Origin of the sequence: Alteraurantiacibacter aestuarii, assembly GCF_039523595.1 — a bacterium.
Taxonomy (GTDB): domain Bacteria; phylum Pseudomonadota; class Alphaproteobacteria; order Sphingomonadales; family Sphingomonadaceae; genus Alteraurantiacibacter; species Alteraurantiacibacter aestuarii.
Map to the genome: position 1 here is coordinate 496,110 of NZ_BAAAFP010000002.1, position 13,639 is coordinate 509,748.

Here is a 13,639-nt window from a genome sequence, read left to right on the forward strand (position 1 = left end):
ATCGCCACTATCAGGGTGTTTGCTCGCCGGAACAGGCGTTTTGTTATTGCCCGAACCGCAGCACCTCGCGCTGCCGCGACCAGCTCAGCGGCAGCGCGATGTTCCTGAGCACCTCAAGGTTGAGATGATACGGCTGGCGTCCGTCGAGGATCGCCTGCTGGATATCGGGGGCGAGGAAGGCAAGCCGCAGGATGCCGCGATCGTAGGGAGAGCTCGGGCTGGCACCGAGTATCGGCAGACCCCGCTCGGTGCGGAGCATGGCGTGCGCCTTGCGCAAGGCAGCAATCAGCACCCGATCGGGCTGCGCGGCAGGCGTAGCGCCGCGCGCGATCATGCGCCGCCCACCGCGCAGCGGCAGCGCTAGAGGAAGGAGGATGGTCGCGCTGTCCCTGGCCTCATGGAGCAGGCGCTCTGGTCCTGTCAGAGCAAATGCACCGGCTAGCGAAATGCGCGTGATCGGGTAGGGCAGGGTGATGCCCAGACCCAAGAAAGCAGCCAGTCCGTTTCGCTATTTCAACTCTTCACCTGAGGTGATCCGCCTGGTCGTGATGATGTACGTGCGCTTTCCGCTCAGCTTGCGGAACGTTGAAGACCTGCTGTTCGAGCGGGGTATCGACATCTGCCATGAGACCGTGCGTCACTGGTGGAACCGGTTCGGTCCGCTGTTCGCAGCCGATGTGCAGCGCCAGCGGGTAAGCCGGATGCGAGGGTTTCGGCAATGGAAGTGGCACCTCGATGAGGTCTACGTGAAGATCAACGGCGAGATGCATTACCTGTGGCGCGCGGTCGACCAGGAGGGCGAGATCCTCGAGAGCTACGTCACGAAGACCCGCGACAAGAAAGCTGCGCTGCGGTTCATGAAGAAGGCGCTGAAGCGCCACGGCTCGCCGGCGGAGATCACCACCGACGGTCTGCGCTCGTACCGGGCGGCAATGAGCGACCTCGGCAACACCGACAAGCAGGAGGTGGGACGCTGGGCCAACAACCGGGTGGAGAACAGCCATCTGCCGTTCCGACGACGAGAGCGGGCCATGCTGAGATTTCGACAGATGAAGAGCTTACAGAAGTTCGCCTCGGTTCACGCCAACGTCCACAACCATTTCAATCAAGAACGCCACCTGATCGACCGACAGACATACAAGACCCGCCGCTCGGCCGCCCTGGCCGAGTGGCAGAACCTCATGGCCTGATCGACGCGCCATCAAGACACGGTTATGTCGATCGGAGACGAGTTGCGATTAGACTGACAGCACCGTTGCGATTGGACTGACAGCACCCTGCCGCTCAATCGCCTTGGCTGAGTGGCAGTTCCTCATGGCCCGATCAACGCGACATAAAGACACAGCTCCGTCAATCGGAGGCGAGTTGCGATTAGTCTGGCAGCGTTCTATTCACAGGCGGGCCACAAACGTGTTCTGGCGGCACACACAATAACAAAACCGTGGCACTGGGGGAGTATGACAGTTTTCATCGATGACGATCTGCCGCTTGCGCTCGATAGCGCGCAGATGAGCTCGTTCATGGATATTATGCCGATTGCGATCATTCTGGCCGACCAGCAGGGTATCATCCGCGCAGCGGGCCGTGCAGTCGAGAACCACATAGGCTATGCGCCCAAGGAACTGGTGGGGCAGAACCTCAAGATCCTTATGGCATCACCTCACCGCGAGCGGCACGACGGCTATATCGCCCGCTATCATGAGACCGGCGAACGGCGCATTATCGGCAACCCACGGATCGAGAATGCGCGACACAAGAATGGCCACGCCATCGCGGTCGAAGTGAATGTTGGCGAGACGATGATCGAAGGTCAGCCCTATTTCCTGGGATTCCTGCGGCTGATCGAAGCTGACGCGACCGACCGCCAGCAGATCCAGACCATGCTTTCCGAGTTGGCGCACGTCTCGCGGGTATCGGCAATGGGCGCCTTGGCAGCCGCCATTGCGCACGAGTTGAATCAACCGCTGACAAGCATCGCCAATTTCGCCGCGGGCGCGCGCGAAAGGTTGCTTGCCCGGGATGATGCCGAAGAACTGGCCGAAGTGACTGACGTCCTGGATATCTGCAGCCGCCAGGCGGTCCGTGCCGGGCACCTGCTGCACCAACTGCGGGATTTTCTGCGCCCCGCAGAAGCCGGGGCCGAACTGGTGTCGGTCGAAGCGCTGGTTGATGCGACGATTTCGCTCGCGCTCATCAATGGCTATCGCCGCACTATCGAACTCGACGTGGATGTTCCCGGTAATCTGCCGCTACTGATGATCGATCATGTGCAGGCCGAACAGGTGTTGTTCAACATCGTGCGCAATGCTTTCGAGGCGATGCAGGACGATCATGAACGACCACACAAGGTCCGCATTACTGCGAGGGCGCTGGATGCTGGCATGATCGAGATTGCGATCGAGGATTCAGGGCCGGGTATCGACCCTTCGGTGCAGGGGCGTGTGTTTGACAGCTTCGTGACCACCAAGCCGCGCGGCATGGGTGTGGGCCTGACCATCTGCCGCCAGATCGTGGAGGCCCATGGCGGCAGTATCGATGCTGACAATAGCACTGCGTTGGGCGGGGCGCTCTTCCGGCTGCAACTTCCTGCCCAGCCGACTGACAAGCCGCAGGTTGCCTGATGGGCGGGCGCTTTGTGCATATTGTTGATGATGATGAGATGGTCCGCAGATCGCTGGCCTTCATGCTGGCATCGGAAGGTCTTCAGACCACGCAGCATGACAGCGCCGCATCATTTCTGGCCGCGCTGCCCGAGCTCGAAGAAGGCTGCCTATTGCTCGACCTTCGGCTGGGTGATGCAAATGGGATCGACCTGCAACGTCGGCTGCACGAGAACGGGTCTGTTATGCCGGTTGTCATCATGACCGGGCAGGCCGACGTGTCGAGCGCTGTCGCCGCGATGAAGGAGGGCGCAGTCGATTTCCTGGAGAAGCCTTTTTCCAAGGCTGACCTGCTCACTGCGCTGCGGAGCGCGTGCGAGAGGCTGGCGCGGGAGCAGAAGGGGGACATCGAAAGGGACAACGCCCGCCACCTGATGGAACAGCTTAGCCCGCGCGAGCGGCAGGTGTTAAAAGGTCTTGCTCGCGGCAAGGCGAACAAGAACATCGCCTTCGATCTGGGTATAAGTCCACGCACGGTGGAAATTCACCGCTCCAACGCGATGAGAAAGCTCAATGTGCGTTCGCTACCCGAACTGCTGCATTTGGCCTTTCGCGCGGGTGAGATGGACGATTAGCGACCACGCCATTTGCTCCGATCATCAGACCGCTGACGTCATTAGTCTTAGTAAACCTCCTTAGTTTCGGCGCTGTTCTCGCCGGAATTCCGCCGAAAAGCACGGTGATCCTCTTAATTGCTTCCCATCGGTTGTGGCCCGACATTCCCTGTGTCCGGCCAGCTTTGGCCGTGGCGGATTTCAATAGGCGGGGGATGTCTGGTGACTTCGCTCGCATTAACAGGAGTGGTTACCATGAAAGCCTTTCTTCAGACCTTCATGCGCGATGAATCAGGCGCCTCGGCGGCCGAATATGCGCTGATTCTGGCGATCGTTGGCATTGGCATCGCCGCAGCGGCGCTGGGCCTTGCCGTGTCGATTCAGAATGCGATGGACGATGCTGCGGACACGATCGACGCAAAGGGCGAAGGTTCAGAACCTCTCCCCTCTAATTAATGCCGCATACCGCAGCAAGATGCGGGTTACTCGCGGCCAATGCGGCTGCGGGTAACCCACCCATAAGAATGCAATAATCGGGAGAGGTGTTGTGCAGGGGCGCAATTGGGTCTTGCTGGTAATAGCAGCAGTAGTGGGCATAGTCGCGGTGATCATCGCCAATGCCTGGTTCTCGGGCATGGAGCAGCGACAGGACGAGGCGCAGATAACGCTGCGCGAACAGGAGACTGTCCAGATCGTAGTGGCAACCCAGCCGCTCGAATACGGCACTGCCCTGTCGGATCAAAACCTGCGCCTGCAATACTGGCCTGCTGCCTCCGTGCCGCAAGGTGCTTTTCTCACTGTAGACGCGGCCCTGCAGGACCGCCGAGTCGCAATACGCCCGATTGTTCCTGGCGAGCCAGTGCTGGCCAGCAAGGTGAGCGGCGCCGACGGGAGGGCCACACTGGCTGCCCTGGTGCCTGCTGGCATGCGTGCCGTATCCTTGCCCGTTGACGCGATCCGCGGCGTCGCCGGCTTCGTCGTCCCCGGCAGTTCGGTTGATGTGATCCTCACGCGCCGCATCGCCGGCGGCGGAGCACGCAACGAGGATTTGCGCTCCGACGTGATCCTTGAAAACGTGCAGGTTCTCGCAGTCGATCAGACTGTTGACGATACCGAAGGCGAGCCACGCGTCAGCCAGACGGCGACAGTCGCGGTATCGCTGGTCGATGCCCAGCGTCTGGCGGTGGCGCAGGGGGTTGGCACGGTAAGCCTTGCCTTGCGCAGCATCACTGAGTTGGCGAGTATTGGCCCGGATGGCCAGGCTTCTGGCATGGCCACTGTCACCGCTGCCAACCTCGGTTCACGGGCGATGTACATCCCCGCCACCGCACTGGCACCGCCACCGGTGACCCAGACGACCTATATCAGCCGCGACGATGACAGTTCGAAGCGCGCCGGTTCCGCATCGGCCCCGGTCGCAGTGTCGGTGCCGCAAGGCCCGCGCATGGAAATCGTGCGCGGTACACAGCCGACCAGCTATCCGGTCGGTCGAGCAAGGGGTGAATGAGATGAAGTTCAGCAAAGCCTGCGCGATAGCCCTCGCAACGATCTCGCCCATTGCGCTTGCCGCCACGGCGATGGCGCAACAGGTTCAGGCCTCGGTCCATGCTGGCACTCTCGAAGTGCCGGTTGATCACAGCCTGGTGGTAAGTGCTGACGTGCCCATCGCACGCGCCATGATAGGCAACGCCGATATTGCCGATGTGATGCCGATTTCCGAACGCCAGATCTACGTGCTGGGCCGCCAGTTCGGCACCACCAGCCTGACGCTTTACGACCGGCAGGAGAGTGTCATCGCAGTGATGGACGTCTCGGTTGGTCCGGACATCGGGGGCCTGCGCCGCCAGCTTGAGCAATTGCTTCCTGGCGAACAGATCGATGTCCAGCTTTCCAACGGCAATGTGCTGCTGACCGGCATGGTCAGCGATGCCGGGGCCGCGACGCGGGCAGCGCAATTGTCGGGATCTTTTGCTGGAGAGCGGGTGATCAACCTGCTCAGCATGGGCGGCAGCCAACAGGTGATGCTGGAAGTCCGCTTTGCAGAGGTCGATCGTTCGATTGGCGAGCGGCTGGGCGCGAGCGGTTTCGGCCTGTCCAGAGGCGGCGATTTCAGCGCCGTGCTGGGATCGAGCGCGGGGCTGGGCGCCGGTTCGCTCGGCGATCCCGGTACGCCCACGACCGGACCGATCACCGATGCCTTCGGCATTCTCAGCCATGCCTTCAGCCTCGGCGGGCTTGATATCGATGCCACGCTCGACATGCTTGAAAGGCGCGGCCTGTCGCGCACTCTGGCCGAGCCGACACTTGTCGCTCTTTCGGGCGAACCGGCCAATTTCCTCGCCGGCGGTGAATTCCCGATCCCCGTGATCGCCAATTACGGCGTCGGCCAGACGGGGCAACAGAATCTCGGCGTCGAGTTCAAGTCCTTTGGTGTCAGCCTCAGTTTCACCCCTACGGTGCTTGGCAACGACGTGATCAGCCTGATGGTAGAGCCGGAAGTGTCCTCGATCGACGAAAGTACGACGGTTTCGATCAACGGCATCACCATTCCCGGCCTTCAGACGCGGCGGGCACGCACGACGGTGGAGCTGCGTGACGGCGAAAGCTTCGCCATCGCCGGGCTGCTGCGCGAGGACTTCCAGACCACGGTGCGCCAGATCCCCCTGCTCGGCTCGATCCCGATCCTCGGCACGCTGTTCCGTTCAACAAGCTTTCAGCAAGGTCAGACCGAGTTGCTGATCGTGATAACCCCGCACCTCGTAGCGCCGATCCGACCCGACCAAGTGCGCCTGCCCACCGATCGGATCGATCCGCCGCAGCCACTCGACGTCTTGATCGACGGGGAGGGCTATCACCCACGTGCCGCCGACGATGCGGGCAGCGACCCAAGCGCAGAGGAATCCGACTATGAATATTGATCGCCGCACCTGCACGATGGCAGCGCTGCCGCTCATGCTTGTGGGCTGTACGCAGGGTATGATGACCGGCGGGAAACCTGTGGTCGAGTTTGGTGAGTACAACCGCCAGACAATGGCCTCCCAAGTGGTCAATCCCGAGCCGCATTATGACACGACTGTACCCGTCACCAGTGCCGAGCATGCTGCGCAGGCGGCAGAGCGTTACCAGCAGGATGCGGTGAAACCCCCGATCCACACGCCCAGCACCACGCCCAGCTCGGGCAACTGACCAAGAGAGGAGGCTCGCGTCTGATATGGCCGGGGCATCGCGCAATTTCGCCAAGGATGCGGCCGCAGCCATTTCGGCGCTTTACGCCGTCGCGCTGCTTGGACTGATCGCGATCGCGGGCATCGGCCTGGACTATGGTCGGCTGGTGACCATGCAGAGCGAGTTGCAGAATGCAGCCGACCAAGCCGCTCTGGCCGCCGCAACGCAGCTGAATGGGGCCGATGATGCGATGGTGCGCGCGCGCACCGCCGCTAACGCCGCCTTCGCCAGCGCAGCCAGCGCTTATGTCAACGAGACGCGCGTAGCGAATGATGGCGGGGGCTCCGCAATTACCGGACTGACTTTCACCTTTTACGACGGTTACGCAAACGACCAACCGGGCGAACTGCTCGCCAACGATGCGGATGGTGCGCGCGCCAAGGTGGTACGCGTGACGGTCAACGACCGCGAGGTCTTCTATGCGCTGACGCCCGTCGTCGGGGCACTGTCTTCTGGCGGGGTCGAGGCAGATGCAATGGCAATGCTCGAACGCGCGGTGTGCAACCTGCCGCCGATCATGGTTTGCATCGAGCGTAGCGACTTCTTCCTGCCCACGCTTGAAGGCGACGGCCTGAGAATGCGCTGGCTCGACAGTTCGGTCGATGCACTGGCACCGGGCAACGTGGGCTTCCTTGACCTTTATGGCACACACGATTCACAATATGAACTGGGTGAAAACCAGCCTTATGGCGAGTGCGGCGCGATTGAGAACGTAACCACCGAACCGGGCTTTCGCGCCACAGAGACGCGGGCGCTCAATACCCGGTTCGACATACAGAGCAATCCGCTGTCCTGCGATCCATCGACCGGCGACTTCTGCCCTGCACAGAACGTGCGTGCTAATTCGGTGCTGGTCGAGCAAAGCACGATCACGACCAATTCGTCGACACCTCCGCCGCCGCCGACCTGCGGCAGCTACCAGAACCGCTCGCGCAGTTGGGAGCCGATGACCCAGGCCGAGGTGGCAACTGCTGGCACCTTCACCCGTGACAGCTGCTTTGATGACGGAAGCTGCACCTATATGGGTGATGGTGAGTGGGACATTGCCGGCTATCTGGCCCGCAATCATCCCGGCGTCAGCCCGGCAATCTTCTCGCAGGGCTCACGCTACGAAGTCTACAGATGGGAGCTTGAAGATCCGGCCAACCGGATGCCGCCGCGTCTCGTGTCGTCAACTGTGGAATCGCGTCGGCGCGGCAACAGCGGCAATTACGAGCACACCTTTACCAATCGCTGCTCATATCCGCAGCCGCAATTCGCCAGCCCGGTGGTGCCCAGCAATACGCAGAAAGATCGCCGTTTGCTGTCGGTGGCTGCGGTTGACTGCACCGGGCTGACCGGCCGCTCGGCAGTAAACATCCTGGGCTGGTTGGACGTATTCCTGACCCAGCCCGCCGATGGATCGGAGACCATCCATTCCGAGATCGTTGGTCCAGCACTGCGGCCCGACAACCTGCCGACCTTCCAGTATTTCGGTCGCAACCGTGCAGTGCTGATCCGGTGAGTGCGCGCAGCTTCCTTGCCGACCGTTCGGGTGCCTCGGCTTTCGAGTTGGCCTTGCTACTGCCGCTGCTGCTGGTGCTGCTGTTCGGCGGGATGGAGGCCGGACACTTCATCTGGACGCAGCACAAGTTGACCGAGGGGGTTCGCGATGGTGCGCGCTTTGCCGCGCGGTTGCCGGTTGAGTCCTACTGCATCGCAGGCGCGCCCGTGACCGGGGCCGACACTATTGCGGCGATCCGCCGCGTGACGCGCACCGGCCAACTCGAACCGGGCGGCCATGTCAGGGTGCCCGGCTGGAGTGATGAGGAGGTCGATGTCGAGGTAGCCTGTGCCGCCTTCGTCGATACCGGTATCTATCACGACCTCGATACCGCCGGCCCGATCGTTACCGTCGCGGCGCGTTCGGTTGCCTATCCCTCACTGTTCGGCGAGCTGGGCGTGCTCGATCCCGATCTGACCATGACCGCACGCTCCAGCAGCGCGGTGACCGGGCTGTGAGGGCGTTTCGCGCCTTGCTCGCCGATCGGCGCGGTGCCAGCGCAGCGGAATTCGCGTTGGTTATTCCGCTGGCGCTACTGTTCCTGTTCGGCATTATCGATGCGGGCCGCTACGCTTGGCTGGTCAATCAGTTGGAGAAGGGTGCGCAGCAAGGCGTGCGCTATGCCGTGGTGACCGATATCGTCCCCAACGGCCTCAACAGCTACAACACCGTCGGCCTGAATTGCGGCGGCGCGCCGCTGCAAGTGTCCGACCGCATCTGCGCCGAAGCGTTGGGGACGGTTACCTGTACCGCATCGGGTTGCAGCTGCACGCGCGGCCCGTGCCCGCCTTTGGGCGCAACCAACAACGCCGCTTTCCAGAACATCGTCACGCGCGTCAGGCGCTTTGCCCCGGTTGGTGCCGAGCGTGTTTCGGTCACTTACTCTGGCTCGGGCATCGGCTTTGCCGGAGATCCTGCGGTCAGCGACACCGGCAGTCCGCTGAGCGATATCGCCCCATTGGTCACCGTTGCGATCAGCGGAGTGGAGATGCGCGCGATGCTGCTGTTCGGTGGTACGGTCGACATGCCCGAGGTGCGTTCGTCGCTCACGCTCGAGGATGGCAGCGGAACTATAGGATACTGATGGCATCATGAGCGAATTCGTCACTTCCACTATCGATCCTGCCGCTCCTTCGGCGGGTCTGCCTGAGGGCCTCGTCATCGCCGCCAGCCAGGCGGAGATCGACGGCCTGGTGGCTGCCGATACGGCGGGCCGGTTCGCCGGGGTCCGACTATGCCGACTGGCCCCTGACGATCCGCTGCCCGCCGACGTCCTCTCCGAGGCGCGGCTGCTGGTTCTTGAGGTCGATACCGCCAAGCCTGCCTCGTTGCAGCGCATCCGCGCGATCCGCAGTCAGCGCCGTGCACTGCCCGTCATTGCGGCGCTGCGCGGGATGGATGTCGCTGCGGTCCGCATGCTGGTGCATCAGGGCATTCTCGATGTCACCGAACTACCGTTCGAAGCAGACGAACTTGTGTCTTGTCTCGAGGAGGCACATGCACGGCTGGCTCCGATACCCGACAAGTCGGGCATCGCCCCACTTATCGCGATGGTTGGCGGTGTGGGTGGTAGCGGCACGACCACCGTACTCACGCATTTCGCGGCTCATGTCGCACGTGGAAGGGCGCTCGATACTTGCGTGGTCGATCTTGACGTGCAGTCTGGCGAGGTTGCCTATTACTGCGGCCATACGCCGCGCATCACCATTGAGGCGCTGCTGAGCGCAGGCGACCGTCTTGACAAGGATCTGATATCCAGCGCGGTGATCGACAGCGGACACGGATTTGCCATCATCGCCGCGCCCGAGAAGGTCTTGCCTCTCGATGAGGTGAACGTGGACCAGTTGCTGAACATGCTTGCTATTCTGCGGCGCCGTTACGCTTTGGTGCTGGTCGATCTGCCGACCGACTGGACGAGCTGGGGGCTGTCAGTGGCCGATGCCTGCACCGCTGTGGCACTTGTCACCGACATGTCTGTTGCGAGCTTGCGCCAGGCGAAGCGGCGGCTCGACTTGTTCGAACAGGTCGGCATCGGCAGCGATCGTTTGCAGCTTGTTGCGAACCGGGTCGAGCACAAGGTGTTCAAGTCGTTCGACCTTGATGACGCGGCAGAGGCGCTGGGCCGTAATTTCATCGCTGCCTTGCCAGATGCCGGGCACGAAATGACCGACGCGCAGGACGAGGGGCTGCTGCTGTTCGATACGCGTCGGCGCACAAAGTTCGAGGAAGCGATAGCAGTGCTTGGCAATGCTCTGCTGGGCCCGGCGGAGGATTATCGATGAGCATGTGGAACGTAAGCAAGTCACCTGGGAAAATGGTTGAAGGGCAGGTCGAACGCGATCCGGCTTTGCTGCCCGATCCATTCGAAGAATCGCCGGAGCTTGATCCGGCCATCGCCCGCAACCTGCGGCTGAAGGTCTCGATTCACCGCTCACTGCTCGACAAACTCAATCTCGCCGCGCTCGACCAGCTCAGCCGCGAACAGATCCGCAGCGAAATCGCCGAAATCGTAACCGAACTGCTCAATGCAGAAGGGGAACCACTGAACGCCCGCGAGCGCGAGGAACTGGTGACCGAAGTGCTCGACGAACTGCTGGGCCTGGGGCCTCTTGAACCGCTGCTTCAAGACGACACTATCACCGACATTCTCGTGAACGGTTACGACGAGGTATTCGTCGAACGCCGCGGCCTGCTCGAAGCGGTGCCCACGCGCTTCCAGGACGACAAGCACCTGTTGCGCATCATCCAGAAGATCGTGAGCGCAGTCGGCCGCCGTGTCGACGAAAGCTCTCCCTACGTCGATGCGCGCCTTGCCGACGGGAGCCGCGTGAATGCGATCATCCCGCCGCTGGCGATCGACGGACCGGCGCTGTCGATCCGCAAGTTCGCCCGCAACTGGATCAGCATGGACCGTCTGGTCGAGCTCGACACGATACCTTCGGCCATGGCAGAGGTGCTCAAGGCGATCGTGGGCACTCGTCGCAATGTCCTGATCTCGGGCGGCACTGGCTCGGGCAAGACGACACTGCTCAACGCCATGTCGTCCTTCATCGGACACCGTGAGCGGATTATTACGATCGAGGATTCGGCCGAACTGCAATTGCAGCAGCGCCACGTGGTGCGGCTGGAGACGCGCCCGCCCAATATCGAGGGCAGGGGCGAGGTCACGCAGCGCAACCTAGTCAAGAATGCGCTGCGGATGCGCCCCGACCGCATCATCGTGGGCGAAGTGCGATCTGGCGAGGCCTTCGACATGCTGCAGGCGATGAATACTGGCCACGACGGCTCGATGACCACCGTCCACGCCAATACGCCGCGCGATGCGCTCAGCCGTGTCGAGCAGATGATCGGCATGAGCGGCGTCGAAATCTCGCCGCGCGCGGCGCAGGCGCAGATCGCCTCGGCGATGAATGTGGTGGTCCAGATCGAGCGACTGGTGGACGGCCATCGTCGCGTGGTCAGCCTGTCGGAAATTACCGGCATGGAAAGCGACACGATCACCATGCAGGAGATATTCCGCTTCAAGATCAGTGGCATGTCGGACGAGGGCAAGGTGCTGGGCCGGTTTGAGGCGACTGGCATCAGGCCGCGCTTCCTTGATGTCACCGCAGCTTACGGCATCTCACTCAGCCCCGATCTTTTCCGTCCCGACCGGGCGTTGGAGTAGGGCCATGACTGAAATCTTGATCCGCATCCTCGTGTTGCTCGGCGTATTCGCCTCGGCCTTCCTTCTCACGCAGGTGCTGGCGGGCCTCGCCTGGCGCCACCGTCAGAAGTTTGCCGCGGTCAACCGGCGGCTCGAACTGATTGCGCGCGGGCATGAGCGCGAGGAAGTAACCGCGCGGTTGCGCAAGAATGCGCCCTCGACCGACTTTGCGCTGCCCAGCCTGCTGGCTGCACCCGCACAAGACTTGCAGCGCATGATGTTCGCTGCCGCCCTGCCGATCACCGCGCGGCAGTTGTTGCTGGTGATGGCGGTACTGTTCGCGATCGTCTTCGTACTGGCACTGCTGGCGGCGGGCATGGCGGGCTTCGGCTGGTCGCTGGGTGTCGTCTTCCTGTTGCTGGTCATCACCGCGTGCATCGCCGTGGCATTCCCGCTCGCTTGGGTGAACATGCGGGCGCAGGCGCGCCGCAAAAGGGTGGTGGAACAATTCCCCGTCGCACTCGACGTATTTGTGCGCGCGCTGCGCTCGGGCCATCCCGTCTCGGCTGCAATCGATCTGCTGACGCAAGAGATGGAGGACCCCATCGGCAGCGAGTTCGGCATTGTCGCCGACGAGGTCGCCTATGGTGCCGATCTGACGGACGCGCTGCAGGAGATGGCCGACCGCTGGGATAATGCCGACATGCGGATGTTTGTCGTCTCGCTGGCGGTGCAGAAGGAGACCGGCGGCAACCTCGCCGAAATCCTCGAAAGCCTCGCCGCTGTCATTCGCGACCGGGCGGTAATGTACATGAAGGTGCGTGCCCTCAGTGCCGAGGGTCGCCTGACGGGGTTGATGCTGACAGTGCTACCCGTTCTCACGCTTGTCGGAATGTTCCTGGTTAACCCCTCATTCTACCTCGAAACCGCACGCGATCCGATCTTCATCATCGGCTTTTCCGTGCTCATCCTGCTCTTTCTCGGCGGTGTCTACTGGATCCGCCGGCTAACGGACCTGAAGGTGTGACCATGCTCGAATTCATCGCCGCCAACACCATAGTCCGGCTGATCGTGCTCGCGGTCATCTTCGCCGCCGTGCTGGGGGCGGTGCTGTTCGCGGCAAATATCTACCTGCACCGGCAGGCTCGCTTGACCCGTCTGCATGAGATCGACGAAGCCGAGCCGGTTGCGGTCACAGGCATGCGCAGCCTGCGCAGTTTGGCGAACGATGGTGCCTGGTCGCGGCTGGCAGCGGCTGTGGAAGCAGCGGGCATTGACCTCAGTGATACGCGGCAGGATCGCCTGGCGGGACATCTCCAGTTGGCAGGCTACACCTCGACTGCGGCACCGCGCGTGTTCACGCTGGTGCGACTGCTGCTGGTCTTCGCCCTGCCGATCGCCTACCTGCTGCTCGACTACTGGACCGGCGATCCGCCCGGATTCATGCGCGCCTATATCGTCAGCGCGCTGCTCGCGGTCATCGGCCTGTACCTCCCCAATCTGTTCGTCCAGTCGCGCATTGAGCGGCGGCGTGAGGCAATCCGCAACGGCTTTCCCGATTGTCTCGAACTGCTGATCGTGTGCGTGGAATCGGGACTGGGGCTGGAAGCGGCGATTGACCGGGTGGGGCGCGAAATGGTGCGTTCGCATCCGCGCGTTGCAGAACTGCTTTCAATGACCACCCTGCTGCTGCGCGCAGGTGCCTCGCGCGACGAGGCCTTTCGCAAGCTGGGCAAGGCTGCCGATGTCGAGGAAGTCCGCAGTTTCACCACGCTGCTCATCCAGTCGGACAAACTGGGCACCAGTATCACCGCAACCCTGCGCGTCTACGCCAGCGAGATGCGCGAACGCCGCAAACTGCGCGCCGAGGAGCGCGCGTATCGCCTGCCGGTGCTGATTTCGATACCGCTGGTCGTGTGCATGTTGCCCACGATGATCGGTGTACTGATGTTGCCTGCGGTCATCCGCATGGTGCGCGATGTCATCCCCGCAATGTTGCAAGGAGGTTGAG

Annotated in this window: 15 protein-coding genes; 14 read left to right on the forward strand and 1 reads right to left on the reverse strand. The window is 62.3% G+C overall.

What is annotated here, in order from left to right:
- Positions 1–43 precede the first annotated feature (43 nt).
- On the reverse strand, positions 44–487 hold the full coding sequence (locus ABDZ98_RS06160) for a hypothetical protein (protein WP_160589521.1): 444 nt from the start codon (positions 485–487) through the stop codon (positions 44–46).
- Here ABDZ98_RS06160 and ABDZ98_RS06165 point away from each other — a divergent pair.
- From ABDZ98_RS06165 to ABDZ98_RS06230, 14 genes are all read left to right on the forward strand, one after another.
- Positions 474–1,190, forward strand: a complete 717-nt coding sequence (locus ABDZ98_RS06165) for an IS6 family transposase (protein ID WP_343806221.1) — start codon at positions 474–476, stop codon at positions 1,188–1,190. The genes ABDZ98_RS06160 and ABDZ98_RS06165 overlap by 14 nt on opposite strands.
- A gap of 267 nt (positions 1,191–1,457) precedes the next feature.
- Positions 1,458–2,621, forward strand: a complete 1,164-nt coding sequence (locus tag ABDZ98_RS06170) for a two-component system sensor histidine kinase NtrB (protein ID WP_160589523.1) — start codon at positions 1,458–1,460, stop codon at positions 2,619–2,621.
- Positions 2,621–3,235 carry a response regulator transcription factor gene (locus ABDZ98_RS06175; protein ID WP_160589524.1) on the forward strand — a complete coding sequence of 205 codons (615 nt, stop codon included), beginning with the start codon at positions 2,621–2,623 and terminating at the stop codon, positions 3,233–3,235. The genes ABDZ98_RS06170 and ABDZ98_RS06175 overlap by 1 nt, the downstream gene beginning before the upstream one ends.
- A 201-nt stretch (positions 3,236–3,436) precedes the next feature.
- Entirely contained in the window at positions 3,437–3,670 is a 234-nt protein-coding gene (locus ABDZ98_RS06180) for a Flp family type IVb pilin (protein ID WP_337190133.1), read from the forward strand.
- Positions 3,671–3,761: 91 nt separating this feature from the next.
- Positions 3,762–4,721, forward strand: a complete 960-nt coding sequence (cpaB, locus tag ABDZ98_RS06185) for a Flp pilus assembly protein CpaB (protein WP_337190134.1) — start codon at positions 3,762–3,764, stop codon at positions 4,719–4,721.
- Position 4,722: 1 nt separating this feature from the next.
- Positions 4,723–6,132, forward strand: a complete 1,410-nt coding sequence (locus tag ABDZ98_RS06190) for a type II and III secretion system protein family protein (protein WP_160589526.1) — start codon at positions 4,723–4,725, stop codon at positions 6,130–6,132.
- On the forward strand, positions 6,122–6,400 hold the full coding sequence (locus ABDZ98_RS06195; RefSeq protein ID WP_160589527.1) for a hypothetical protein: 279 nt from the start codon (positions 6,122–6,124) through the stop codon (positions 6,398–6,400). The genes ABDZ98_RS06190 and ABDZ98_RS06195 overlap by 11 nt, the downstream gene beginning before the upstream one ends.
- 25 nt (positions 6,401–6,425) lie before the next feature.
- Complete coding sequence (locus ABDZ98_RS06200) at positions 6,426–7,943, forward strand: pilus assembly protein TadG-related protein (RefSeq protein WP_160589528.1); 1,518 nt, start codon at positions 6,426–6,428, stop codon at positions 7,941–7,943.
- Positions 7,940–8,440: a TadE/TadG family type IV pilus assembly protein gene (locus tag ABDZ98_RS06205; protein ID WP_160589529.1), complete on the forward strand. Its 501-nt coding sequence runs from the start codon at positions 7,940–7,942 to the stop codon at positions 8,438–8,440. Before ABDZ98_RS06200 ends, ABDZ98_RS06205 begins: the two co-directional genes overlap by 4 nt.
- The gene (locus ABDZ98_RS06210; protein WP_337190135.1) at positions 8,437–9,066 is read left to right on the forward strand and encodes a TadE/TadG family type IV pilus assembly protein; all 630 of its coding nucleotides are present in this window, start codon (positions 8,437–8,439) and stop codon (positions 9,064–9,066) included. Before ABDZ98_RS06205 ends, ABDZ98_RS06210 begins: the two co-directional genes overlap by 4 nt.
- A 7-nt stretch (positions 9,067–9,073) precedes the next feature.
- The gene (locus tag ABDZ98_RS06215) at positions 9,074–10,264 is read left to right on the forward strand and encodes a CpaE/TadZ family protein (RefSeq protein ID WP_160589531.1); all 1,191 of its coding nucleotides are present in this window, start codon (positions 9,074–9,076) and stop codon (positions 10,262–10,264) included.
- A complete protein-coding gene (locus ABDZ98_RS06220; protein WP_237437325.1) occupies positions 10,261–11,649 on the forward strand; it encodes a TadA family conjugal transfer-associated ATPase in 1,389 nt (462 codons plus the stop codon). The genes ABDZ98_RS06215 and ABDZ98_RS06220 overlap by 4 nt, the downstream gene beginning before the upstream one ends.
- Positions 11,650–11,653: 4 nt before the next feature.
- Positions 11,654–12,655, forward strand: a complete 1,002-nt coding sequence (locus ABDZ98_RS06225; protein WP_160589532.1) for a type II secretion system F family protein — start codon at positions 11,654–11,656, stop codon at positions 12,653–12,655.
- 2 nt (positions 12,656–12,657) lie between these two features.
- A complete protein-coding gene (locus ABDZ98_RS06230; RefSeq protein WP_160589533.1) occupies positions 12,658–13,638 on the forward strand; it encodes a type II secretion system F family protein in 981 nt (326 codons plus the stop codon).
- The last annotated feature ends 1 nt before the right edge of the window (position 13,639 follow it).

Bases quoted from the DNA above. Each gene is read 5' to 3' on its own strand.
- ABDZ98_RS06215 (WP_160589531.1), top strand. From the start codon at position 9,074: ATGAGCGAATTCGTCACTTCCACTATCGATCCTGCCGCTCCTTCGGCG.
- ABDZ98_RS06175 (WP_160589524.1), top strand. From the start codon at position 2,621: ATGGGCGGGCGCTTTGTGCATATTGTTGATGATGATGAGATGGTCCGC.
- ABDZ98_RS06230 (WP_160589533.1), top strand. From the start codon at position 12,658: ATGCTCGAATTCATCGCCGCCAACACCATAGTCCGGCTGATCGTGCTC.
- ABDZ98_RS06165 (WP_343806221.1), top strand. From the start codon at position 474: ATGCCCAGACCCAAGAAAGCAGCCAGTCCGTTTCGCTATTTCAACTCT.
- ABDZ98_RS06170 (WP_160589523.1), top strand. From the start codon at position 1,458: ATGACAGTTTTCATCGATGACGATCTGCCGCTTGCGCTCGATAGCGCG.
- ABDZ98_RS06200 (WP_160589528.1), top strand. From the start codon at position 6,426: ATGGCCGGGGCATCGCGCAATTTCGCCAAGGATGCGGCCGCAGCCATT.
- ABDZ98_RS06195 (WP_160589527.1), top strand. From the start codon at position 6,122: ATGAATATTGATCGCCGCACCTGCACGATGGCAGCGCTGCCGCTCATG.
- ABDZ98_RS06225 (WP_160589532.1), top strand. From the start codon at position 11,654: ATGACTGAAATCTTGATCCGCATCCTCGTGTTGCTCGGCGTATTCGCC.
- ABDZ98_RS06220 (WP_237437325.1), top strand. From the start codon at position 10,261: ATGAGCATGTGGAACGTAAGCAAGTCACCTGGGAAAATGGTTGAAGGG.
- ABDZ98_RS06190 (WP_160589526.1), top strand. From the start codon at position 4,723: ATGAAGTTCAGCAAAGCCTGCGCGATAGCCCTCGCAACGATCTCGCCC.